The sequence below is a fragment of the Haloferax sp. Atlit-48N genome (genome assembly GCF_003383015.2).
In the GTDB taxonomy this organism is placed as follows: domain Archaea; phylum Halobacteriota; class Halobacteria; order Halobacteriales; family Haloferacaceae; genus Haloferax; species Haloferax volcanii.
In genome coordinates this window covers 1363820-1385613 of sequence record NZ_CP137689.1, presented here as the reverse complement: position 1 = coordinate 1385613, position 21794 = coordinate 1363820, and the positions used below count along the sequence as shown (strand labels likewise).

At 69.0% G+C, this 21794-nt stretch carries 23 protein-coding genes; 14 read left to right on the top strand and 9 right to left on the bottom strand.

Annotated features, from left to right (window positions below; translation table 11 throughout):
• Window positions 1-27 precede the first annotated feature (27 nt).
• The 7 genes from ptfC to DEQ67_RS07510 all read left to right on the top strand — a co-directional run bounded on the left by ptfC (window position 28) and on the right by DEQ67_RS07510 (window position 5615).
• A complete protein-coding gene (ptfC, locus tag DEQ67_RS07540; RefSeq protein ID WP_004063295.1) occupies window positions 28-1155 on the top strand; it encodes a fructose PTS transporter subunit IIC in 1128 nt (375 codons plus the stop codon).
• Between the two features lie 44 nt (window positions 1156-1199).
• Window positions 1200-1664: a fructose PTS transporter subunit IIA gene (gene ptfA, locus DEQ67_RS07535; RefSeq protein ID WP_004970773.1), complete on the top strand. Its 465-nt coding sequence runs from the start codon at window positions 1200-1202 to the stop codon at window positions 1662-1664.
• A complete protein-coding gene (gene ptsH1 / locus DEQ67_RS07530) occupies window positions 1664-1933 on the top strand; it encodes a phosphocarrier protein HPr (RefSeq protein ID WP_004063299.1) in 270 nt (89 codons plus the stop codon). Before ptfA ends, ptsH1 begins: the two co-directional genes overlap by 1 nt.
• Window positions 1934-1936: 3 nt before the next feature.
• Entirely contained in the window at window positions 1937-3634 is a 1698-nt protein-coding gene (gene ptsP, locus DEQ67_RS07525; protein ID WP_115859882.1) for a phosphoenolpyruvate--protein phosphotransferase, read from the top strand.
• Entirely contained in the window at window positions 3631-4107 is a 477-nt protein-coding gene (ptfB, locus tag DEQ67_RS07520) for a fructose PTS transporter subunit IIB (protein ID WP_008606247.1), read from the top strand. The genes ptsP and ptfB overlap by 4 nt, the downstream gene beginning before the upstream one ends.
• A gap of 165 nt (window positions 4108-4272) precedes the next feature.
• Window positions 4273-5265: a class II fructose-bisphosphate aldolase gene (gene fba, locus DEQ67_RS07515; protein ID WP_004043441.1), complete on the top strand. Its 993-nt coding sequence runs from the start codon at window positions 4273-4275 to the stop codon at window positions 5263-5265.
• Window positions 5266-5465: 200 nt separating this feature from the next.
• Window positions 5466-5615, top strand: a complete 150-nt coding sequence (locus tag DEQ67_RS07510; protein ID WP_004043442.1) for a DUF7557 family protein — start codon at window positions 5466-5468, stop codon at window positions 5613-5615.
• A 119-nt stretch (window positions 5616-5734) separates the two neighbouring features.
• On the opposite strand, the gene DEQ67_RS07505 is transcribed toward DEQ67_RS07510, so the two are convergent.
• Entirely contained in the window at window positions 5735-6178 is a 444-nt protein-coding gene (locus DEQ67_RS07505; protein WP_004063306.1) for a DUF5799 family protein, read from the bottom strand.
• Between the two features lie 151 nt (window positions 6179-6329).
• Here DEQ67_RS07505 and DEQ67_RS07500 point away from each other — a divergent pair, with 151 nt between their 5' ends.
• Complete coding sequence (locus tag DEQ67_RS07500) at window positions 6330-7556, top strand: HAD family hydrolase (RefSeq protein ID WP_004063308.1); 1227 nt, start codon at window positions 6330-6332, stop codon at window positions 7554-7556.
• 29 nt (window positions 7557-7585) lie between these two features.
• Here the strand turns inward: DEQ67_RS07500 and DEQ67_RS07495 are convergent, their stop codons facing one another.
• Entirely contained in the window at window positions 7586-8320 is a 735-nt protein-coding gene (locus DEQ67_RS07495; protein WP_115859884.1) for a hypothetical protein, read from the bottom strand.
• A gap of 413 nt (window positions 8321-8733) precedes the next feature.
• On the opposite strand from DEQ67_RS07495, the gene DEQ67_RS07490 reads away from it, so the two are divergent.
• Window positions 8734-9180, top strand: coding sequence for a luciferase family protein (locus tag DEQ67_RS07490; RefSeq protein WP_115859886.1), 447 nt, complete (start codon window positions 8734-8736; stop codon window positions 9178-9180).
• An 84-nt stretch (window positions 9181-9264) separates the two neighbouring features.
• Window positions 9265-10503: a mandelate racemase/muconate lactonizing enzyme family protein gene (locus DEQ67_RS07485; RefSeq protein WP_115859888.1), complete on the top strand. Its 1239-nt coding sequence runs from the start codon at window positions 9265-9267 to the stop codon at window positions 10501-10503.
• Window positions 10504-10795: 292 nt separating this feature from the next.
• On the opposite strand, the gene galK is transcribed toward DEQ67_RS07485, so the two are convergent.
• The 3 genes from galK to DEQ67_RS07470 all read right to left on the bottom strand — a co-directional run bounded on the left by galK (window position 10796) and on the right by DEQ67_RS07470 (window position 13327).
• Entirely contained in the window at window positions 10796-12010 is a 1215-nt protein-coding gene (gene galK / locus DEQ67_RS07480; RefSeq protein WP_115859890.1) for a galactokinase, read from the bottom strand.
• Window positions 12007-12591: an MOSC domain-containing protein gene (locus DEQ67_RS07475; RefSeq protein WP_115802591.1), complete on the bottom strand. Its 585-nt coding sequence runs from the start codon at window positions 12589-12591 to the stop codon at window positions 12007-12009. Before DEQ67_RS07475 ends, galK begins: the two co-directional genes overlap by 4 nt.
• A gap of 100 nt (window positions 12592-12691) precedes the next feature.
• Window positions 12692-13327, bottom strand: a complete 636-nt coding sequence (locus DEQ67_RS07470; RefSeq protein ID WP_004063320.1) for a hypothetical protein — start codon at window positions 13325-13327, stop codon at window positions 12692-12694.
• 144 nt (window positions 13328-13471) lie between these two features.
• On the opposite strand from DEQ67_RS07470, the gene DEQ67_RS07465 reads away from it, so the two are divergent.
• Window positions 13472-15235 (top strand): globin-coupled sensor protein, encoded by a 1764-nt coding sequence (locus tag DEQ67_RS07465; protein WP_115891248.1) that lies wholly within the window; start codon window positions 13472-13474, stop codon window positions 15233-15235.
• 78 nt (window positions 15236-15313) lie between these two features.
• Window positions 15314-16468, top strand: a complete 1155-nt coding sequence (locus tag DEQ67_RS07460) for an MBL fold metallo-hydrolase (RefSeq protein ID WP_115891249.1) — start codon at window positions 15314-15316, stop codon at window positions 16466-16468.
• A 127-nt stretch (window positions 16469-16595) separates the two neighbouring features.
• Here the strand turns inward: DEQ67_RS07460 and DEQ67_RS07455 are convergent, their stop codons facing one another.
• From DEQ67_RS07455 to DEQ67_RS07445, 3 genes are all read right to left on the bottom strand, one after another.
• Complete coding sequence (locus tag DEQ67_RS07455) at window positions 16596-16922, bottom strand: 2Fe-2S iron-sulfur cluster-binding protein (protein WP_004043453.1); 327 nt, start codon at window positions 16920-16922, stop codon at window positions 16596-16598.
• Between the two features lie 107 nt (window positions 16923-17029).
• Window positions 17030-17521: a universal stress protein gene (locus DEQ67_RS07450; protein WP_115891250.1), complete on the bottom strand. Its 492-nt coding sequence runs from the start codon at window positions 17519-17521 to the stop codon at window positions 17030-17032.
• Between the two features lie 34 nt (window positions 17522-17555).
• Entirely contained in the window at window positions 17556-17843 is a 288-nt protein-coding gene (locus DEQ67_RS07445; protein WP_115802587.1) for a hypothetical protein, read from the bottom strand.
• 101 nt (window positions 17844-17944) lie between these two features.
• Here DEQ67_RS07445 and DEQ67_RS07440 point away from each other — a divergent pair, with 101 nt between their 5' ends.
• Window positions 17945-19588 (top strand): flippase activity-associated protein Agl23, encoded by a 1644-nt coding sequence (locus DEQ67_RS07440; RefSeq protein ID WP_115891251.1) that lies wholly within the window; start codon window positions 17945-17947, stop codon window positions 19586-19588.
• Between the two features lie 65 nt (window positions 19589-19653).
• Here the strand turns inward: DEQ67_RS07440 and DEQ67_RS07435 are convergent, their stop codons facing one another.
• Window positions 19654-20607, bottom strand: coding sequence for a transcription initiation factor IIB (locus tag DEQ67_RS07435; RefSeq protein ID WP_004043457.1), 954 nt, complete (start codon window positions 20605-20607; stop codon window positions 19654-19656).
• A 141-nt stretch (window positions 20608-20748) separates the two neighbouring features.
• On the opposite strand from DEQ67_RS07435, the gene DEQ67_RS07430 reads away from it, so the two are divergent.
• Window positions 20749-21732: a lamin tail domain-containing protein gene (locus tag DEQ67_RS07430; RefSeq protein ID WP_115859895.1), complete on the top strand. Its 984-nt coding sequence runs from the start codon at window positions 20749-20751 to the stop codon at window positions 21730-21732.
• Window positions 21733-21794: the final 62 nt, after the last annotated feature.

The following is a 21794-nucleotide window of genomic DNA, read 5'->3' as shown; positions in this document are numbered from 1 at the left end:
ACGTTCTTTCGTAGGGGTGGCAACACTATGGCAAACGACGCAGAAGACGCAGTTCGGTCCTACCTCACTTCGGTGAAGGAGGACCTGATGACCGGGGTATCGTTCATGATTCCGTTCGTGACCATCGGCGGAATCTTCCTTGCGCTGGGCTACGCGGTAGCCTCGCTTTCGAACAACGTACAAGACGTGTTCAACAGCACGGGGACCGCCGGCTGGTTCCTCGCGCAGATCGGGAGCGCCGGGCTGACGCTCATGGTTCCGGTTCTCGGCGCGTACATCGCGTACGCAATCGCCGACCGACCGGGCCTCGCACCGGGCTTCATCCTGTCGTACATCATCCAGCAGGGCAACGTCCTGCAAGCGGCCGGTGACGTCATCGGTCTCCAGGGCGGCTCCGCCGGCGCGGGCTACCTCGGCGCTATCGTCGCCGGCTTCCTCGCCGGTGTCGTCGCGCGCTGGTTCAAGCAGCGCGACGTGCCCGAGTTCATCGCACCGATGATGCCCGTGCTTCTCATTCCGGTGGCGACGACGGCGGTGCTCACGCCCGTCATGTTGTTCGTGCTGGGCGTTCCGATTTCCATCGCCAACGCGGGGCTCACCGAGTTCCTGAGCAATATGCAGGGCGGCGGACAGGCGATTCTCCTCGGGGGCATCCTCGGGGCGATGATGGCGGCCGACATGGGCGGCCCCGTCAACAAGGTCGCCTACGTGTTCTCCGTCGGCCTCATCTCCGAGGGCGTCACCGCACCGATGGCCGCGGTCATGATTGCGGGGATGGTCCCGCCCATCGGTCTCGCGCTGTCGAACTTCATCGCGCCGCAGAAGTACGCGGCCGAGATGTACGAGAACGCCAAGAGCGGCGTGCTCCTCGGCTTCTCGTTCATTACCGAGGGCGCGATTCCGTACGCGGCCGCCGACCCGGCCCGCGTCATTCCCAGCGTCGTCGCGGGCAGCGCCGTCGCCGGCGCGGCCTCGATGGCGCTCGGCGTGAACATGCCGGCTCCGCACGGCGGCATCTTCGTGGTTCCGCTGTCGAACCAGCCGTTCATGTTCATCGCGTGCATCCTGCTGGGCTCCATCGTGACCGCCGTCATCGCGACGGCCATCAAGCCGAACTTCGACGCCAAGATGGCGGCCCAGAGCTCCGACGACTGACCACACCGAACTAATCTTTCCAGACTCGAACGAAGCACAATACAATGGACGTCACTGACATCAGCACCATCACACCGCTCGAACTGATATCGCTCGAAGAGCCGCCGGCGACGAAGGAGGGGGCCATCGAGTTCCTCCTCGACCTCGCGGTCGACGCCGGTCGCGTCGACGACCGCGACGCCGCGCTCGACGCCCTCCTCGAACGCGAGGAGGAGGCGACGACCGGCGTCGGCTTCGGCATCGGCATCCCGCACGCGAAGACCGACGCCGTCTCGAAGCCGACGGTCGCCTTCGCGCGCTCGACCGAGGGCATCGACTTCGACGCCATGGACGACAAGCCGGCGAAGCTCCTCTTTATGATTCTCGTCCCCGCGGCGGGCGGCGAGGACCACCTGCAGATTCTGAGCGCCCTCTCGCGGTCGCTCATGCACGAGGACGTGCGCGAGAAGCTCCTCGAAGCCGAGAGCAAACAGACCGTCCAGGACGTGCTCGCAGAGGTGGTCGAGTGATGGAGCGGACCGTCACGGTCGTCCCCGAAGACGGGCTGCACGCCCGCCCGGCCTCGCAGTTCGTCGAGACCGCAAACGAGTTCGACGCCGACGTACAGCTCGGCCGCGCCGACGAGGACGACCTCGTCCCCGCCGCCAGCATGCTCGCCGTCACCGGCCTCGGCGTCGGCCACGACGAGTCCGTCCGACTCGTCGCCGAGGGCGACGACGCGGAAGCGGCACTCGACGCCCTAGAGGATATCCTTTCCACGCCTGAAGTCAAACAGTAAGCTATGACCGAACGAACCCTCTCCGGCATCGGCGTGACACCGCTTTCGGGCGTCGGCACCGTCGTCTGGTACCGCCCGGACGCGGACCTCCCCGAGCCGCCGGCCCCGGCAGACGTGGACGCGGAGGCCGAACTGGCCCGCTTCGAGGACGCCCGCGCGGCCGCCGAAGACGAACTCGAAGCCGAGCGCGAGCGGACCGCAGAACGCGTCGGCGAGGAGGAGGCCGCGGTGTTCGACGCGCACGTCCAGTTCCTCAACGACCCGCAGATAACCGACGGCGTCTCCGACGCCATCGAGGGCGGGCTCCCGGCCGAACACGCCGTTCAGGAGACGTTCACCGAGTTCGTCGAGCAGTTCGAGAACATGGGCGGTCGCATGGGCGAGCGCGCCGACGACCTCCGCGACGTGCGCGACCGACTCGTGCGCGTCCTCTCGGACGGCGAGCGCGTCGACCTCTCGTCGCTGCCGGAGGGGAGCGTCGTCGTCGCGGAGCGGCTCACGCCGAGCGACACGGCGCAACTCGACCCGGAGCGCGTCGCCGGCTTCGTCACCGTGACGGGCGGCCGCACCTCCCACGCGGCCATCTTCGCGCGCTCGCTCGCCCTGCCGGCCATCGTCGGCGTGGGCGAGGAGCTCCAGTCCGTCGAGGACGGCACCGAGGTCGTCGTCGACGGCGAGTCGGGCGACCTCGTGGTCGACCCGAGCGACGAGCGCAAGGAGGCCGCCGCGGCCGCCGCCGACGTTGACATCCGACACGAGCCGGTCGAGACCGCAGACGGCGTCGACATCGAGGTCGCCGCCAACATCGGTACGCTGGCGGACCTCGGGCCGGCCGTCGACCGCGGGGCCGACGGCGTCGGCCTGTTCCGCACCGAGTTCCTCTTCCTCGACCGCGAGTCGCCGCCGGACGAAGACGAGCAGTACGAGGCGTACGTCGAGGCGCTCGAATCGTTCGACGGCGGGCGCGTCGTCGTCCGGACGCTCGACATCGGCGGCGACAAGCCGGTCCCGTATCTCGACCTGCCGGACGAGGAGAACCCGTTCCTCGGCGAGCGCGGCATCCGCCGGTCGCTCGGCCCGGACGCGGACCTCTTCGAGACGCAGGCCCGCGCGCTCCTGCGCGCGGCGGCCAGCGCCGACGGCGCGAACCTGTCGGTGATGCTCCCGCTCGTCTCGACGGTCGAGGAGCTTCGCGCCGGCCGCGAGCGGTTCGAGTCGGTCGCCGCCGACCTCGACGCCGAGGGCGTCGCAAACGAACTGCCCGAGTTCGGCATCATGGTCGAGACGCCCGCCGCGGCGTTCATGGCCGACCAGTTCGCGCCGCACGTCGACTTCTTCAGCATCGGGACGAACGACCTCGCGCAGTACGTGATGGCCGCCGAGCGCGGCAACGAGCGCGTTTCTGAGCTCGGAGACTACCGGCAGCCGGCGGTCCTCCGCGCCATCGACGCCACCGTCTCGGCGGCCGAAGGCGAGGACTGCTGGGTCGGCATGTGCGGCGAGATGGCGGGCGACCCGGACCTCACCGAACTGCTCGTCGGGCTCGGCCTCGACGAACTGAGCATGAGCGCCGTGACGGTGCCGCAGGTCAAGGCGGCCGTCGCGGAGACCGACACCGCGGACGCCCGCGACCTCGCGGAGCGCGTCCTCCAAGCCGACACGAAGGCTGAAGTCGCGGAAATCCTTACACTAGACCAATGAAACTCGTCGCAGTCACATCCTGTCCGACCGGAATCGCACACAGCCAGATGGCGGCCGAGAACCTCTTGCAGGCCGGCGAGCGCCTCGGCCACGACATCGACGTCGAGGTTCAGGGCGCGATGGGCACGCAGGACGAACTAGCCTCCGACGCCATCGCCGAGGCGGACGCGGTCATCATCACCTCGGACACGTCTGTCAGCCGCGACCGCTTCGACGGCAAACTCGTCCTCAAGGGGACGGTCAAGGACGGCGTGAACAACGCCGAGGCCGTCGTGCAGAAGGCCGTCGAACTCGCCGAGGCCGGCAAGACGGGCTCGGTCACGTTCGGAAGCGGTGACGACGGCGAGGACGCCGACGCCGGTGCCGACGACTCGTCCGCCGACGCCGACGCCGCGGAGTCGGACGAGCCCGTGCGCCGCGGCGGCGACCCCGAAAAGGGGCTGTTCGCCCGCCTGAAGAAGCTGTTCTCGTAACCCCCGCGACGGCTTTTCCGTTTTTTCGCTCGCTTCCAGCGGCGGCGCTCTGTCGGGCGATGGAAATTAACTCGAACGCGAACAAACGAAAACGTGCAGAATCGAAACTCGCTTCCCATACATTATTAGTCTCGCAGTCGTTGACGAAACCGAGGTGAACGCATAATGCCGTTCTACGGCGGGGAGGAACTCGCCACAGTGTACGACGAGGCGCTCGACGAAGGATTCGGCCTCATCGCGAGTAACATCGCGGAGCCGAACATCATGATGGGTCTCATGGAGGGGGCCGACCGGATGGACTCGGACCTCCTGTTGCAGATGAGCGGCGGGGCCTGTCGGTTCGCGGGCGACGGCGACGCCGTCGCGGGTCTGAAGGCCATGGGGAACTACATCGAGACCATCGCCGAGCGGTACGACATCGGCGTCTTCCTCAACATGGACCACCAGACGGACCTCGAGTTCATCGAGCAACAGATCGAACTCGACATCCCGTCGTCCATCATGATCGACGCGTCCCACGAGCCGTTCGACGAGAACGTCGCCACGAGCCGCGAGGTCGTCGAGATGGTCGAGGCCGCGGGCTCCGACGTGCTCATCGAGGCCGAACTCGGCCAGATAAAGGGCGTCGAGGACGAAATCGAGGCCGAGGAGGCGTTCTACACGGACCCCGAACAAGCCGTCGAGTTCGTCGACAAGACGGGCGCGGACCTGCTGGCCATCTCCGTCGGCACGCAGCACGGCGTCGCCAAGGGCAAGGACCTCGAACTCCGTCCGGACCTCGCCAACGACATCCGGCAAGCCCTGCGCGACCACGGCCTCGACACGCCGCTCGTCCTCCACGGCTCCTCGGGGGTCCAGCCCGACCAACTGCAAGAGATGCTCAAACACGGCATCTGCAAGGTCAACAAGGACACCCGCTACCAGTACGAGTACACCCGCACCGCGTACGACCGCTACAACGAGGAACCGAACGCCATCGTCCCGCCCGAGGGCGTCGCGGACGCCCGCGACACGTTCTTCAACGAGACCGACTGGTCGCCGAACAAGGACGTGTTCGACCCCCGCGTCGCCGGTCGCGACATCCGCGAGCGCATCGCCGACGTGCACGCCGACCTGACCGAGGTCTCCGGCAGCGCCGGCCAGTCGCTGTTCAAGTAACGCCGCGCGGACGGTGACTCGTTCACCGTCGAGCGCTCGTCGCGTCCGCATCGCGGGCCGACACCGGCCGTCGTCTCCACCCGGCACACCGCCGGTTTTTCGTTTCGTACGTCTCCCCCAGCGGCGACGCTCTCGGGGATGAGGGGGTCGAATCCGACGCCCCCACGTCGCTTAAGGCATCACGCGGCGTGGGTGTAGGTATGCCGCAGATTCACCTCGACGACGAGACGGTCGCCCGACTCGACGCGCTCCGCGAGGACGACGAGGAGTACGACGACCTCATCAACGAACTGATGAACATCTACGAGGCGAGCGAACGGACGCTGTTCCACGCCGGCGACGAGTACTGAACTCGACTCGGCAGCGACGCTCGGGCGTTTTTCTGGCGGTGTCGCGGTGGCCCGTTACAACCCGAGCCATCGCGCGAGCGCTCCCGCGAGGAGCACCAGTGCGCCGGCGGGGTTCCCCGCTATTCGAGGTAGCTGACCCGGACCTGGTTCCACTTGCCTTTCTTTTCGAGGTGGTCTTGGAGCGCGTCGGCGTACTCTTGGGTGAGTCGTTCCGCGGCCTCCAGTTTCTCCTGTTCGCCTTTCTTGCCGCCGCCGCCCATCCCGAGCGCGCCCTTGATGGAGTCGACGATGCCGCCGTCGGACGACGACTCGCCTCCCCCGCCGCCCATCGCGCCCATCTGACTGCGGATGTTGTCGAGTTCGGGGATAATCTGCGGGACCTTCTCGGTGTCGGCGACGATGCGCGCCGCCTCGGGGTCGTCCGCGTTCTCGATTTCGAACTCCGTCGCCGTCATGATGAGCCCCCACTCCTGACTGTTGAACCGGGAGTTCGTCACCTGCTCGTTGAACTCGCGGTCCACCGTCATCCGGTCGCCGACGATGCTGTCGGTCCAATGTGCCATGTGCACACGTCGTCGGCCGGTCGGTATCAGAGTTGCGGGGCAGACCGACCGCGGACGACCGCGACCGACCGACGACCCCGCCCCGACGAGCCGCCGCGAGGCGACCCGCCTCTCACGCGGCTTTAATGCGGTTGGGTGACGACCCCGAGTCATGGAGCGGTACGACCTCCTGTACAGACTGTACGGGAACTTCGACGCGGACGCGGTCCGGGACGCACAGGACTTCGTCGACCTCTTGCCGCCGCTCGGCTCGCCGGTGGCGCTGTCGCACTGGCAGCAGGTCGACGACGAACTCGCGGGGAAGAAAGACCGCATCCGCCGGGCGCTTTCGGACGGCGACCGCTACGCGGAACTCGCCGCGCGTGCGACGCGGGACCAGGCGTTCACCGCCCTCGACCTCTACACGAAGTACGGACGGGCGGTGAACGCGCTCGTCCTCGACGTGGACGAGACGCTGCGCTCTGCGGGCCAGACGGACAACGAGATTCCCCGCGAGGTGCTGCATCTCCTCACGCAGTTCCACGAGCGGGGCGTCCCCATCGTCATCTGCACCGGCCAGACCTTGGAGAACGTCAAGGGCTTCGCAATTCAGGGACTCGGCAACGAACTCGTCCACTCGGGGAACGTGAGCATCGTCTACGAGGCCGGCACCGGCGTCTTCACGCCCGGTCACGGCTCGGACACGAAGCGCCTCCTCTACGAGACGCTCGACGACTCGGTGCAGTCGGTCTTCGAATCGGTCCGCGGACGCGTCATCCGCGACCTCCCCGACGCGCTCCGCGGTGGCGTCCACTTGCAGGGAAACGAGTTCAACGTCACGCTCAAGCCGAACTTCGAGACCGGCAGCGACGACGCCGAGGAAGTCATCGACGGCGCGCTCGTCTACCTGCTGGACCTCCTCGGCGAGGCGCTCACCGACGACCCCGCCGGCTCCGACTGGGCGCGGGCGTACTTCGCGGCGCGCGACCCGGAGATACGCGACGTGCTCGACGCCCGCGACGCGCTTCCCGACTCGGACGCGGAGTCGGAGATTCCGGACCCCGTCGCACAGACGCTCGAACGCGTGACGGTCGCGTACTACCACGCCGACGCCGCGGAGCTCTCGGCGGTCGACCTGAACAAGGCGGCGGGCGTCCGCGCCGCGCTCGACGTGCTCGGGGTGGACGACCCGTTCGTCCTCGTGATGGGCGATTCGAAGTCCGACCTCGACGTGATGCGGTGGGCAGCAGCAAACGACTGCGGGCTCGCGGCGGCTCCCGAGCACTCCTCGCCGGGCGTGCTCGACCACGTCCGCGAGACCGACGAACTGGTGTTTCCCCGCGGCGACGCCGCGTCGGTGCTCCGGACCGCCTACGCCCTCAATCTCCTAGTCGACTGAGGGTGTCGCGTTGCCACGGTGTCCAGAGTTTACACCGTGCACATCCCGATGTCGTCACCCGAGTCGCCACCGCTCGAACCGTCGCCCGAGTCGTCGCCAGTGTCGTCACCGGCGTCGTCGGTCGAGTCGTCCGATGACGAGCCGGTGTCGTCGGTGTTCGAGTCTTCGCCGTTCGAATCATCGGTGTTCGAATCATCGGTGTTCGAATCGTCGTCGCCCGAATCGTCGGTGCTGTCGTCGGTCGAGTCGTCCGAGGACGAGTCGTCGGTGCTGTCGTCAGTCGAGGAGTCGTCGGTGCTGTCGTCAGTCGAGGAGTCGTCGGTGCTGTCGTCAGTCGAGGAGTCGTCGGTCGAATCGTCCGAAGACGAGTCGTCGGACGAGCCGTCGTCACCGTCATTGTAGTCCGAGACGCCGACCGGACTGCCACGCGGTCTGGTCGTCCTCGTCGGCGAGTCGGTGTCGTCGTCGCCGGTCTCGACCGTCTCGAACGTCCCGCTCTCGCTTCCGCTCTCGTTTGCGGTGCCGTCGTCGCCCGCGTCGTCGGCCCCGTCGTCGTCAGCGACGACGGGCTCTTGTTCGGTTCCGGGGTCGGAGTCCTCGGGCGGCGCGTCGTCCGCGTCGGGCTCTGTCACGTCGGCGCCGATGCTTCTGTCGGCGTCGTCGGCCGGGGCGGGCGTCTCGGGCGTGTTCACCCCGCCGGAGAGGAGCGCGAACACGACGATGACGAGGATGACGACGCCGACGCCGAGCTGGCCGAGATTCATCTGTCGGCCTCCCGAGAGTCGGGGTCGATTCCCCGCAGTGGTACATCCGTGGGGGTCAGAGACATGGTTCGAACTGTTGTTCGTCTCCCGAGGGTTTCGTTACGACTCGTCTACCGCTCGCCGCCGGCGTGGACCGACGCGCTCCGCGCGGAACCCAGCACCCGCGGTGCTTGCGCGGTCGGAACCCGTCACGGGATGCGAAAATTCGCGTTCCTAACCCGTGTTAATCCGCGAATATCGCGCCGCTCTGAGGGTCTATTTTCGACGTACTCTCTTGGTGAACTGAATGTCCGGAAAGCCTGTGGTTATCGCCCGGGTACGCGATGTCGAACGACCCCAAATGCCAGTCTCTCGCGGGGGTCTGACCCGCTTCGGCTCTGTCGTTATCTTCTCGGAGCGCGTACAGTCGTCGAATGACCGCCGCAATCGACAGAATCGTCTCGCGCGTCTCGCGTTGGCCCGGCGTCGAGACCGCGCCGCATCGCTTCGGAGGGACGGCGTTCGTCGTCGCTGGCAGGGAACTCGGTCACGTCCACGACGCCGGCGTCGTCGACCTCGCGCTCACGAGGCGCGTCCGCGACGCGCTCCTCACCGACGGCCTCGCGGACCCGCACCGCGTGGTGCCCGAGTCGACGTGGGTGACCTACCGCGTCAGAAGCGACGCCGACGTGCCGGACGCGATGCGCCTGCTCAGATTCGCGTATCTCTGGCGACTCCTCGCGGTCCGACGCCGCGGAATCGACCTCGACCCCGAGACGGACCCCGAAACCGACCTCCGCCGACTCGAACTCCCCGCCGACCTCGACGCGCTCGTCAGAGCGACGTTCCGCGACTCGCTCGACCGGCGCGCACCGGTCTGACTTCGCGTCCCGTCCCCCCGAGACCCGAGCGGAGAGCTGTCCCGGTCGGGAAAACTTTACTAACGTCCGAGTAAACCACCCTTCATGGGTAAGAACTACGCGGACTTACACGACCCGAACGCGGAGTACACGATGCGAGAGCTGTCGGCGGAGACGATGGGCGTGACGGCGAAGCGCGGCGGCGGCCGCGACGTCGAAATCACCGACGTGCAGACGACGATGGTCGACGGCAACTTCCCGTGGACGCTCGTCCGCATCTACACCGACGCGGGCGTCGTCGGCACCGGCGAGGCCTACTGGGGCGCGGGCGTGCCCGAACTCATCGAGCGCATGAAGCCGTTCGTCATCGGTGAGAACCCCCTCGACATCGACCGCCTGTACGAGCACCTCGTTCAGAAGATGTCCGGCGAGGGCTCCGTCGAGGGCGTCACCGTCACCGCCATCGCCGGCATCGAAGTCGCGCTCCACGACCTCGCGGGCAAGATTCTCGACATCCCCGCCTATCAGCTTCTCGGCGGGAAGTACCGCGACAAGGTGCGGGTCTACTGCGACTGCCACACCGAGGAGGAGGCCGACCCCGAAGCGTGCGCCGACGAGGCCGAGCGCGTGGTCGACGAACTCGGCTACGACGCGCTGAAGTTCGACCTCGACGTGCCCTCGGGCCACGAGAAGGACCGCGCGAACCGCCACCTGCGCCCCGGCGAGATTCGGCACAAGGCCGAAATCGTCGAGAAGGTCACAGAGCGCGTCAAGGACAAGGCGGACGTGGCGTTCGACTGCCACTGGACGTTCTCGGGCGGGAGCGCCAAGCGCCTCGCGGCTGAGTTGGAAGACTACGACGTGTGGTGGCTCGAAGACCCCGTCCCGCCGGAGAACCTCGACGTGCAGGAGGAGGTCACGAAGTCCACGCTCACGCCCATCACGGTCGGTGAGAACCGCTACCGCGTGACGGAGCTTCGCCGCCTCATCGAGAACCAGGCCGTTGACATCGTCGCGCCGGACATGCCGAAGGTCGGCGGGATGCGCGAGACGCAGAAAATCGCGGACGTGGCGAACCAGTACTACGTGCCGGTCGCGATGCACAACGTCTCGTCGCCGGTCGCGACGATGGCGTCGGCGCACGTCGGCACGGCGATTCCGAACTCGCTGGCCGTCGAGTACCACTCCTACGAGCTGGGCTGGTGGGAAGACCTCGTCGAGGAGACGGTCATCGAGGACGGCTACATCGAGATTCCGGAGAAGCCGGGCCTCGGCGTGACGCTGGACATGGACACCGTCGAAGAGCACATGGTCGACGGCGAGACGCTGTTCGACGAGGAGTGAACCGACTCGTCGAGCCGACGAATCTTCGATTCGTCTCGTTCGACGAGGCGTAAGCCGAAGTCGAATCAGTCGAGCTTCGCTCGACACTATTCGACGAGGAGTGAAACGACTCGTCGAGCCAACAGACGCGTAGCGTCTGTTATGTTCGACGAGGAGTAAACCGACTCGTGAGCCGGTGAATCTCTGATTCACCTCGTTCGACGAGGCGGAAGCCGAAGCAGAATCCAACCCCGAACTCACGGCCCCGCGTTCGATTTTTCACGAGACACCGCGCGGAGCCGTCGGCTCGCGCTCACTCCTCACCGACCAGTCGAACGCCGGCGGAGGGGCGGCAGGCGAACACGTCGGCGTCGGGGCCGACGCGCTCGGGGGCGGCGTCTCGAATCGCGCGCTCGGCTCGGTCGAGCGCGTCGTCATCGACTAACGCGACCGCGCTTCCACCGAAGCCGCCGCCGGTCATCCGCGCGCCGTAGACCCCCGGCGTCCCGGCGGCGAGTTCGACCGCCGCGTCGAGTTCCGGACAGCTCACCTCGTAGTCGTCGCGCAGGCTGTCGTGGGCCGCGAGCATCGCGTCGCCGACGCGGTCGAGGTCGCCCGCGGCGAGCGCGTCGCGGGCGCGACGGACGCGCTCGTTTTCGGTCACGACGTGCCGGACGCGGCGGAAGTGAACCGGGTCCAGCGCGTCGGCGTGGGCGTCGAGGAGGTCGCGGTCCACGTCGCGCAGGGAGTCGAGGTCGCGGTCGGCGTCCTCGCGGAGGGTATCGAGCGCCGCCGCGCACTCGCGGACGCGGTCGTTGTAGCCCGACTCGGTCAGTTCGTGGGAGACGCCGGTGTCGATGACGAGGACGCCGACGCCGTCGCCGAGGGGGACCGGCTCGGTCTCGCGGCTCCGGCAGTCGAGAGAGAGCGCCGAATCGGCCTCGCACAGCGCCGCCGAGAACTGGTCGAGGATGCCGCATTCGACGCCGACGCCCTCGCGCTCGGCCCGCCAGCACGCCAGCGCGAGGTCGGCGGCGGGGAGGTCGCGGCCGGAGACCGCGAGGAGCGCGCGGCCGACGGCAAGTTCGAGCGCGGCCGACGAGGAGAGTCCCGCGCCCGTCGGCACGTCGGATGCGATAGCGAGGTCCGCGCCGCTGATTGGGTCGTCCTCGCGGAGGACGCGCGCGACCGCGGCGACGTAGGCCGCCCAGCCGTCGGGGTCGTCTTCGGGGGCGAGTTCGGCCGTCTCGTCGAAATCGGCGGCGCGGACGCGGAGCAGGTCGTCGCTTCGGGGACGGGCCGCGACCGCGACGTGGCGGTCGACGGCCATCGGGAGGCAGAGGCCGTCGTTGTAGTCGGTGTGCCCGCCGACGAGGTTCACGCGGCCGGGGGCGACGGCGACCGTCGGGGCCGTCGTCGACCGCGAACGCCGACTCGGGGCGTCGCCGTCGGCTCCGAGCGCCGCGAGCGCGGCCTTCGCGCGCTCGACCGGGGTTCCGGCGGCCGTATCGTCGCCGCCGCCGGTCATTCGTTGTCGTCTCCGCGTTCTCCGTGGTTCGCCGCGGCTTCGCCGCCGTCTTCGACTCGCTCGCCGCGGAGTCGCTCGGCTAGCTGGCGGCCCATCTCCCGCGGGTTCGCCTCGGTCACGCGGAGGTCGTCGTCGACGGCGACCCGGCCGGGAGAGAGCACGTCCGCGCAGATGCCGCCCCGGGACTCGCGGAGCGCCTCGCCCACGTCGTCGTCGCCGACGAGGTCCGCGAGATACGCGCACGGCGGCCTGAGCTTCGTCCCGCGGAGTTCGGCCCCGCCGAGTTGGAACGTCGCGTCGAGCAGGGCGTCGAGGTCGACGCCGCGGACGACGACGTTACGGCGGTGTTGGCCGTCTGCGAGGTCGAGGCCGTACTCGCGGGCCGCGTCGTCCAGCACCGCGGCGTCGACGAGCGTCACCTGACAGCCGTCGGTCGCCGAGTAGAAGCCGTCGCCGTCGAAGTAGCGGTCGCCTTCGATGCCGCCTCGCGCGACCGAGACGGCCTCGTGGGAGACCATCGGCTCACCCTTCGACGGCGCGGTGTAGAGCGCCTCGACGCGCCCGCGAACCTCGGAAGTCATACCATCGGCTACCACTCGGGGACACGAATAGATTGGGTCGGCGGTGCGGGGCTGGGCTGGGCGGTGCGGGGCAGTGCGGGCCGGACGTCGCGGCGTCGACTCAGCAGAGCGGCTTCGGGTCGACGCCGAGCTCGGCGAGGCCGTCGGCGTAGTCGTCGTACGCCAGTTGGACGACGTACTCTGCGACCATCCGGGCGCGCTCCCAGTCGTCGTCGGTCGCACAGCGGTCGGCCAAGAGGTCGAGGCCGGTCGCAAGCGTCTCTTCGGTCTCGGCTTTCAGGTCGCGAAAGAGGTCGGCGCGGGGCTCGTCCGCCTCGTTGACGAAGAAGCCGATGACCTGCGTGTGGGTCCGAATCGAGACGAGGCCGCGGCCGACCATGCCGGCGGCGACCCGCTCGATAGCGTCCTCGCGACCGCGGAGGTACGCGTGCATCACGCCGGGTTCGTCGGGAAGGTCGACCGCCTCGTCGAGCGCGCCGAGGACGCGGTCGAGGTGCTCGGCTTCCTGCGCCGCGGCGGCCTCGAACGCGGCGCTCGCTTCCTCGTCCGTCTCGTCTTCGGCCCACGCCGCGAACGTCCCGCGGGCCGCGTGCTCGGAGTACGCGGCGGCGCGGAGCACCGCCGGCTCGGAGAGGTCCGCCTCGGTCAGCGCCAACAGGAGCTTCGACGAGCCGAGCCGGTCGAGTTGGGTTCGCTTCGCCGTCTCGACTGACTCGCGGAACGAATCGGCGTCCATACCGCCTCTCGGTCCGCCAGCGACGTGAACGTTCGGTCCGGCCCACGAGAACGAGATTCTCACGGTTATCCCTCTCTCCCCGCTCTATCATTCGTGATACTCCGCGGAGAGGGTTGAAATACCGGTGTCTGTTGAGAGAGGTATATGACAGACTCCTCGGGGCAAGTCGACGCCAACGCGCGAGCTCGCGTCGACGGAGACGCGCTGCTCTCGCAGTTGGATATCGACGCGGCGGAAATCGACCGCCGGAAATCGTTCGTTCGCCTCTCGGACGCGGACGAGCGCCGCCTGAGCGACCTCGAACCGCTCTTGGACGAGTTCGCGGACGAGTTCGCGGCGGAGTTCTACGACCACCTCGGCGAGCACGCGACGACGAAGTTCTTCGGTCGCTCGACGAAGACCACGGAAATGCTGCGGGCCGACCAGGCGACCTACCTCCGCGAACTCGGTCGCGGCGAGTACGGCGAGGACTACTTCGCGAAGCGGGCGCGTATCGGGAAGCTACACGATATGATAGACCTCGGGCCGAAGTTCTATCTCGGCGCGTATTCGGTCTACTACGAGGGCATTCTCGGTGCCGTCGCGGACGAAGTGAAAGCGGAGTTCACCGGCGGCGACACGGTCGGGAGCGACGCCGACACCGAGTTCGAAGGCGACACGGCCGGCGATACCGACGCCGATAGCGGCCTGCTCTCGGGACTTCTCGGCGGCGCGTCCGGCGTTTCGAGCGGCCTCCGCGGCGGCGACGACCGGGTCGAAGCCGCCGTCGACGAGGTCGTCGAGCGCTTCCTCCCCGTGTTGAAGCTCCTGTCGCTCGACCAGCAGGTGGCGATGGAGACGTACATCCACTCGTACAGTCAGGCGGCGCGCGAGGCCGCCGAGCGTCGGCGCGCCCTCGCACACGAGGTCGAAGCCGACGTGAGCGACCCCGTCGAGTCGCTCCTGCGGAGTTCCGAGGAGGTCACCGAGCGGACCGACGACATCGAGACCACGGCGCGGGCGCAGGCCGACGACATGGCGACGGTCGCCGCCGAAGTGTCGGAGCTAAGCGCGACCGTCGAGGAGATTGCGGCGACCGCGGAGGAGGTCGAGCGGACCAGCGCCGACGCCGCAACGCGCGCAGCCGAGGGCGAGGACGCGGCCGACGAGGCCATCGACGTGATGCGCGACGTGAGCGAGGCCGCGGAGACGGCTTCGGAGGACGTCCAGCAACTGCACGACCAAATCGCGGAGATCGACGAGGTGCTCGACGCCATCAACGACATCGCGGAGCAGACGAACCTGCTCGCGCTCAACGCCTCCATCGAGGCCGCCCGCGCCGGCGACGCGGGCGAGGGCTTCGCCGTCGTCGCCAGCGAGGTGAAGAATCTCGCCGAGGAGTCGCAGGCCCGCGCCGCCGAGGTCGAAGGCACGGTGGGCGACATCCAGTCCGAGGCCCAGGAGACCATCGACAGCCTCTCGCAGACGACCGAGCGACTCTACGACGGCATCGACCGCGGCGAGGACGTGATGCGGAGTCTCTCGGACATCTCTGCGGCGGTCGAACAGGCCACCGTCGGCGTCGGCGAAGTCGCCTCTGCGACCGACGACCAGGCCGAAAGCGCCGAGCAGATTGCCGGCATGGTCGACGACGCGACGGAGCGCGCGACCACCGTGTCGGACCAAATCGGCGAAATCGCAGACGCGAACCGCTCGCAGACCGAGCAGGTGCTTTCGATTCGCGACGCGGCCGAACGCCTCGGCGGCGAGACGGGCGACGCCACCGGGCCGAACACGCTCCCGGAGACGGGAGCCGACGCCCCGCCCGCCGGCGGCGTCGACGGCCCACCGGAGGGCGTCCTCGGCGACTTCGATTTCGACGAACCGCCCTCGAACCGCCTGAGCAACGACGGCGGAACGACCGAGTAGCGCGGGCCGCTGCTCGGGCCGCTGTTCTCTTTCCGACCCGCGGAGCGTTCTTCCGCCCGGCGCGCGTATCGTGTGCGTATGACTCCCGAGGAACTGGCGACCCGACTCGCCCGCGGCGACCCCACGGCGGTGCTCGACGTGCGCGACCGCGACGAGTTCGCGGCGTGGCGCGTCGACGGCGCGGCCGTGACCGCGACCCAGATTCCGGCGATTCGCTTCACGCAGGCCGAGATTCGCGGGACGGTCGACGAACTCGCCGCCGAGTTCCGAGACGCCCCCTCGCCTGTGGTCGTCGTCTGCGCGGAGGGCCGGTCGAGCGCGCACGTCGCCGGCCTGCTCTCCGAGGCCGGCGTCCCCGCCGAGAACCTCGAAACCGGCATGGACGGCTGGGCGCGCGTCTACCGCGCCCGCGACCTCCCCGTCGGAGACGCGGACGGGGACAGGGACGCGACGGTGCTCCAGTACGACCGCCCCTCCAGCGGCTGTCTCGCCTATCTGGCCGTCGTCGGCGACGAGGCCGTGGTCGTTGACCCCCTTCGGGCGTTCGCGGACCGATACGTCGCAGACGCCCGCGAGCGCGGCGCTGAGGTCGTCGCCGCCGTCGACACGCACGTCCACGCCGACCACGTCAGCGGCGTCAGAGCGGTCGCGGAGCGCACCGACGCGACGCCCGTCCTCCCGGCGGGCGCGGCCGACCGCGGCCTCGACTTCGACGCGCGACTCGTCGCTGACGGCGAGACTATCGGCGTCGGCGGCGCGGAACTCGTCGCCGTCCACGCGCCGGGGCACACGACCGAGATGACCGCGTTCCGCCTCGGAGACCTGCTCGTTGCGGGCGACAGCCTCTTTTTAGCGAGCGTCGCCCGCCCGGACCTCGAAGACGGCGACGAGGGGGCGCCCGACGCCGCGAGACGGCTCCACGCGACGCTCACCGAGCGGTACGGCGAGTTCGCGGACGACACGCTGGTCGCGCCCGCCCACTACGGCCCGCGGACGGCCCCGGACGAAACCGGCGCGTACGTCGCGGAACTCGGGGCGCTCCGCGAGCGGCTCGGGGCGCTCTCGATGGACGAGGCGGCGTTCGTCTCGTTCGTCTGCTCGGATATGCCGCCGCGGCCGGCCAACTACGAGCGCATCATCGAGACGAATCTCGGTCGGAACTCGCTGACCGACGAGGAGGCGTTCGAAGTCGAGTTGGGGCCGAACAACTGCGCGGCGACGAGCGAGGCGTGAGGCGCGATTCGCGGGCAGATTGCGGGTCGAGCGACTACGTCGGGCCAGCGCGTCGGCTCGGCGGCGCGATGCGGAACTGAGAACGTGGGTCGGCGGCCGCGGGGCCGCCCCCGGAGAGTACCCGTCGTCAGTCGTCGTCTGCGGCGGTGCCGGCGGCCGCGGCGTCGTCCTCGATGCTCGGCGGGTAGACGCCGCGGTCGAGTTTGAGGTCGCTCTGCGGGCGGGCCATGCAGGTGAGCGCGAAGCGCTCGGCCTCCTCCTCGGTCAGCCCGCGGGCGGCGGGCTGGGTGACGTCGCCTTCGAGAATCTCGGCGGAGCAGGCGAGGCACATCCCGACGCGGCAGGAGTACTCCTGTGCGATGCCCTCCTCGATGCAGGCCTTGAGAATGGTCTGCTTGTCGGAGACAGTGATGGTCTCGCCCGTGCCGACGAACTCGACGGTGTACTCGGTCATACCGCGGCGTATGCGCGACCGCACCAAAACTGTTTATCAAAGCCGCGGCGACCCCGTCACCGACCGCGCCGGCCGAGGCTGTGTCTTGACTCCCCGAAACTGTCGGCCTACTCCTCGGCGTCGGCGTCGGCGTCCGTCGCTTCGTCCGCGGCGTCCGCCTCGTTTTCTTCGTCGTCGTCCAGTCGGATGGTGAGCACCGGCACCGGTGAGGTGCGGACGACGCGCTCGGTGACGCTCCCGAGCAGGTAGTGGCTCAGGCCCGTGCGCCCGTGGGTACCCATGACGACGAGGTCGATGTCGTGGCCGTCGATGTACTCCCGGATGGAGCGGTAGGCGGTTCCGGTGACGACCTCCGCCTGCACGTCGATGCCGGCTTCCTCGGCGGCTTCGCGGACGTGTCGGGTCGCGGCGTCGCCCTCCCGTTCGAGGGCGTCGATGACCACGTCCCCGCCGGCGTCGAGCGAGGTGTAGATGCTGGTATCGACGACGTACAGCGCGTGAATCCGCGCGCCGTAGGTCTCTGCGAGGTCGAGCGCGTGGTCGATGGCGCGTTCGGCGGCCTTGCTGCCGTCGGTCGGGACGAGGATTTCGCGGTACATGACAAATTATACTTAGTTCGGAACGGGGTTAATACTACTCCTCGTTCCCGTCGTCTCGGAACGACAGAATGGCTTCCTCGCACGCTTGCAGGCCGTCGATTCGCTCGGTCTCGTCGTCGAGTGCGACCGTCTCGACGACCGACCAGCCGGCGCCGTCCTCGTGGGCGATAGCCTTGACCCACCCCTCGGTGGCGACGAGCAGACTGCGGGCGGGGCCGTCGTCCTCGACGGCGACGACGAGGTCGAACGCGTCGGCGCGGTTCAAAGACGTGAGTTCCTGCGGTTCGAGCGGGCGAGCGGGCAGCGACTCGATGAGCGACATATCCGAGTGCTACCGGTCGGCGGGGATGACGCTTTCGAAGGGGCGGGCCGGCGGCCGTCCAAGTCGTAACCTTTCTGCCGCCCGGCGCGCCACGTCACCCCATGATTCCCTCCCGCGCCGGGCGGCGACCCGACCGAACGACGCTCGCCGTCGTCGCGCTCGCCGCCGCGGCACTCGTGGTCCGCCTCGTCGGCCTCGGCGACCGGCCGCTCCACTGGGACGAGGCCCGCGTCGGCTACTGGAGCCTCCGGTCGCTCGAAACCGGCTTCTTCTCGTACCGCCCCGTCGCCGGCGGCCCGCTGGTCTATCACCTCTCGCGGCCGTCGCTCGCGCTCGTCGGCGCGACCGATTTCGCGCTCCGCCTCCCCTTCGCGCTGTTCGGCGCGGCCCTCCCGCTCGCGGCGCTCCTCTTCCGCGGCCGCCTCGCTGACGACGAGGTTCTCGGGCTTGCGGCCGTCCTCGCGGTGAACCCGATTCTCGTCTACTACGGCCGGTTCGCCCGCGGCGACGTGCTCGCGGTCGGCTTCGCGCTCGTCGCCTTCGGCTTCGCGCTCCGCCTCGTCGACGGCGCGGGGCGGCGCAACGCCTACGGACTCGCCGCGGCTCTGGCGCTCGCCGTCGCCTCGTCCGGACTCGGCGTCGTCGCACTCTGCTGTCTCGGCGTCGCCGGGTTCCTCGTGTTCGACCACGCGGCGCTCCTCCCGTCGGCGCGCCCGGCCGCGATGCGCCTCGGTGAGTACGCCGCCCGAGTCCGCGGCGCGGCGACCCCCGCGGCTCGCGCGCTCCTCGTCTTCGTCGCCGTCTACGTCTTCGCGTTCGCGCCGCGGGCGGGCGACACCGACGGCGCGGGCCTCTACACGCCGGGGACGGTGCTCGGCGCAGTCGACGCGGCGCTGTTCGACTCGGTCCGGCGGTTCGTCGGCGTCCGCGTCGTCGACCGCTACCCCGACGGGACCCACGAGTACCTCCCCTATCTCGGTGACCTCCTCGGCGCGCTCGCGCTGGCGGCGCTTCCGGTCGTCCTCCTCGGCGCGGCGGTGTTCCTCGTCGACCGCTACACGGCCGGCGGGCCGCGCTCGGAGGTGTCGGCGGCGGTGTACTGGGCCGGCGCGTCGCTGGTGTTCGTCCCCATGCTGACCGAGGTGTCCGCGCCGTGGCTCGGCGTCTACGTCGTCGTCCCGCTCGCGCTCCCGGCGGGAATCGGCCTCGCGGCGCTCGTCCGCTGGGGGCGGCGCGCCTTCGACGGCCGGGACGCGCCCCGCGTCGCGGCCGCGGTCATCGTCCTGCTCGCGCTCGTCGTCCAGACCGGGGCGGTGGCGTCGAGCGAGGTGTACGGCCCGAGCGACCGCGACGCCGAACTCGCGCAGTTCGCCCAGCCGTCGGCGGAGTTCTCGTCGTTCCGCGACAACCTCTCTGCGTGGGTCGGGCCGACCGACGACGAGAGGCCGGACGTGCTCTACTACGGGAGTTCGATGTACGTCGCCGACGGCGCGGCCGACTCCCCGCCGGTGCCCGAGTCGTGGGGCGAGCGACTCCCGATGGCGTGGTACGTCGAGCGAATCGGGGCCGACACCGCGTCGGCGGCGACGCCGGAGGCGCTCGAATCGCGGTCGTCGATGCCGCCGGTGGTCATCGCGCCCGCCGACGAGCGCGGGACGGTCGCGCCGCTGCTCGACGGCTACGTCGCACACCAGTACGACACCGGACTCTGGGGGCGGCCGGTCGTGGTGTTCGTGGAAAACTGAGTGTCGCGGGCGGTCTCAATCGGTGACGGCGAGCCGGGTCGCGGGTCGGGTCTGCGGGCCGACGCTCAGCGGAAGCCCATCGCTTCGATCTGTTCTTGGTAGCGGTTTCGGATGGTGACCTCCGTCACCTGCGCCACGTCCGCGACCTCGCGTTGGGTCTTCTTTTCGTTGCAGAGAAGCGACGCGGCGTAGATGGCGGCGGCGGCGAAGCCGGTCGGCGACTTCCCCGACAGCAGGCCCTGCTCGGCGGACACGTCGATGATTTCGGTCGCCTTCGCCTGGACCTCCTCGGAGAGGTCGAGCGCGGAGGCGAACCGCGGGACGAACTGCTTGGGGTCGACGGGCTTGAGTTCGAGCCCGAGTTCCTGCGAGATGTAGCGGTACGTACGCCCGATTTCCTTCTGCGGGACGCGCGACACTTCCGCGACCTCGTCGAGCGAGCGCGGGATGCCTTCCTGACGGCAAGCGGCGTACAGCGCCGAGGTGGCGACGCCCTCGATGGAGCGGCCGCGAATCAGGTCCTCGTTGAGCGCGCGTCGATAGATGACCGACGCGACCTCACGGACCGACCGAGGGACGCCGAGCGCCGAGGCCATGCGGTCGATTTCGCTGAGGGCGAACTGGAGGTTGCGCTCGCCGGCGTCCTTGGTTCGGATGCGCTCTTGCCACTTGCGCAGGCGGTGCATCTGCGAGCGTTTCTCGGACGAAAGCGAGCGACCGTAGGCGTCTTTGTCCTTCCAGTCGATGGTCGTCGTCAGCCCCCGGTCGTGCATCGTTTCGGTGATGGGCGCACCGACGCGCGACTTCGACTGCCGCTCGGAGTGGTTGAACGCCCGCCACTCCGGACCGCGGTCAATCTGTCGCTCGTCGAGGACGAGTCCGCAGTCGTCACACACCAGCTCCCCCTGGTCTGCGTCCGTGACGATCTGGTCAGAGCCGCACTCCGGACAGTTGACTTGCTCGTCCTCTTGTGCCGTTGCCTCCTCCTCTCGTTGACGCTGCCGGCTCGGACGTTCCATTAAAAGGTTTCTGGTGGAGCGTGAATTTAAACCTTTGTAACAGAAATATGATACAGGTCGCTGTCTGTCGATTCGTCGCGTTCGGGTTCGGGCAATCGGGACGCACCTACTTATACAGTTCCCTGACTAACGGTGAATCGAATGGTCAGACGTGCTACCGCGACACTCGTTGTCGTCGCGCTCGCGGTCCTCGCGGGCTGTCTCGGCGGGGGCGGCGCGGGGACGGCGACGACGGTCGAATCGACCGCGACGGAGACGGCGGCGACGACGTCGCAGTCGGGGTCGCCGGCGACCGCGGCCGCCGCGGGCGACGTGACAGTCGAGGTGGTCGAGGTGGTCGACGGCGACACCATCAAGGTCGTCATGCCGGACGGCGCGCGCGAGACGGTGCGACTCCTCGGCGTCGACACGCCGGAGGTCCACGCCGAGAACACGCCCGACGAGTTCGAGGGCGTCCCCGAGACGGCGGCCGGGCGGACCTGCCTCCGGGCGGCCGGCGAGGACGCGAGCGCCTACGCGAAATCCCGGCTCGCCGACCGGACCGTCGAACTCCGGTACGACGGGAAGGCGGGCGAGCGCGGCTACTACGGCCGGCTCCTCGCGTACGTCGTCGTCGACGGCGCGGAGTTCAACTACGACCTCATCACCGAGGGCCACGCCCGGCTCTACGAGAGTTCGTTCGAGGAGCGCGAGCGCTACGAGCGCGCCGAGCGCGACGCCAGAGAGCGCGGGGTCGGCCTCTGGGCCTGCGCGACCGAGGGCGCGGCCGCGGGCGGCGCGGACGCGACCACCGACGACGGCCTCTCCCTCTCGATTGTCGCCGACGCGCCGGGCAACGACAACGACAATCTGAACGAGGAGTACGTCACGCTCAGGAACGACGGCGACGCCGCCATCGACCTCTCCGGGTGGACCGTCTCCGACGCGGCGGGCGCGACCTACACGTTCGCCGGGGGAACCGAACTCGACCCCGGCGCGTCGCTGACGCTCCACACGGGGTCGGGAACCGACACCGATGAAGACGTCTACTGGGGTCGCGGCGGCGCGGTGTGGAACAACGGCGGCGACACGGTCACGGTTCGGGACGCCACCGGCGACGAAGTGCTCGCGTACACGTACGAGTAGCCGCTGTTCGGGGAGACACTGTCTAGGTAGAACCTCGTGGGGCCGAGAGAACCGCCCGCGCG

Excerpts from the sequence above, each read along its gene's own strand:
- ptfC (WP_004063295.1), top strand. The coding sequence starts at position 28 with ATGGCAAACGACGCAGAAGACGCAGTTCGGTCCTACCTCACTTCGGTG.
- ptfA (WP_004970773.1), top strand. The coding sequence starts at position 1,200 with ATGGACGTCACTGACATCAGCACCATCACACCGCTCGAACTGATATCG.
- ptsH1 (WP_004063299.1), top strand. The coding sequence starts at position 1,664 with ATGGAGCGGACCGTCACGGTCGTCCCCGAAGACGGGCTGCACGCCCGC.
- ptsP (WP_115859882.1), top strand. The coding sequence starts at position 1,937 with ATGACCGAACGAACCCTCTCCGGCATCGGCGTGACACCGCTTTCGGGC.
- ptfB (WP_008606247.1), top strand. The coding sequence starts at position 3,631 with ATGAAACTCGTCGCAGTCACATCCTGTCCGACCGGAATCGCACACAGC.
- fba (WP_004043441.1), top strand. The coding sequence starts at position 4,273 with ATGCCGTTCTACGGCGGGGAGGAACTCGCCACAGTGTACGACGAGGCG.
- DEQ67_RS07510 (WP_004043442.1), top strand. The coding sequence starts at position 5,466 with ATGCCGCAGATTCACCTCGACGACGAGACGGTCGCCCGACTCGACGCG.
- DEQ67_RS07505 (WP_004063306.1), bottom strand. The coding sequence starts at position 6,178 with ATGGCACATTGGACCGACAGCATCGTCGGCGACCGGATGACGGTGGAC.
- DEQ67_RS07500 (WP_004063308.1), top strand. The coding sequence starts at position 6,330 with ATGGAGCGGTACGACCTCCTGTACAGACTGTACGGGAACTTCGACGCG.
- DEQ67_RS07495 (WP_115859884.1), bottom strand. The coding sequence starts at position 8,320 with ATGAATCTCGGCCAGCTCGGCGTCGGCGTCGTCATCCTCGTCATCGTC.
- DEQ67_RS07490 (WP_115859886.1), top strand. The coding sequence starts at position 8,734 with ATGACCGCCGCAATCGACAGAATCGTCTCGCGCGTCTCGCGTTGGCCC.
- DEQ67_RS07485 (WP_115859888.1), top strand. The coding sequence starts at position 9,265 with ATGGGTAAGAACTACGCGGACTTACACGACCCGAACGCGGAGTACACG.
- galK (WP_115859890.1), bottom strand. The coding sequence starts at position 12,010 with ATGACCGGCGGCGGCGACGATACGGCCGCCGGAACCCCGGTCGAGCGC.
- DEQ67_RS07475 (WP_115802591.1), bottom strand. The coding sequence starts at position 12,591 with ATGACTTCCGAGGTTCGCGGGCGCGTCGAGGCGCTCTACACCGCGCCG.
- DEQ67_RS07470 (WP_004063320.1), bottom strand. The coding sequence starts at position 13,327 with ATGGACGCCGATTCGTTCCGCGAGTCAGTCGAGACGGCGAAGCGAACC.
- DEQ67_RS07465 (WP_115891248.1), top strand. The coding sequence starts at position 13,472 with ATGACAGACTCCTCGGGGCAAGTCGACGCCAACGCGCGAGCTCGCGTC.
- DEQ67_RS07460 (WP_115891249.1), top strand. The coding sequence starts at position 15,314 with ATGACTCCCGAGGAACTGGCGACCCGACTCGCCCGCGGCGACCCCACG.
- DEQ67_RS07455 (WP_004043453.1), bottom strand. The coding sequence starts at position 16,922 with ATGACCGAGTACACCGTCGAGTTCGTCGGCACGGGCGAGACCATCACT.
- DEQ67_RS07450 (WP_115891250.1), bottom strand. The coding sequence starts at position 17,521 with ATGTACCGCGAAATCCTCGTCCCGACCGACGGCAGCAAGGCCGCCGAA.
- DEQ67_RS07445 (WP_115802587.1), bottom strand. The coding sequence starts at position 17,843 with ATGTCGCTCATCGAGTCGCTGCCCGCTCGCCCGCTCGAACCGCAGGAA.
- DEQ67_RS07440 (WP_115891251.1), top strand. The coding sequence starts at position 17,945 with ATGATTCCCTCCCGCGCCGGGCGGCGACCCGACCGAACGACGCTCGCC.
- DEQ67_RS07435 (WP_004043457.1), bottom strand. The coding sequence starts at position 20,607 with ATGGAACGTCCGAGCCGGCAGCGTCAACGAGAGGAGGAGGCAACGGCA.
- DEQ67_RS07430 (WP_115859895.1), top strand. The coding sequence starts at position 20,749 with ATGGTCAGACGTGCTACCGCGACACTCGTTGTCGTCGCGCTCGCGGTC.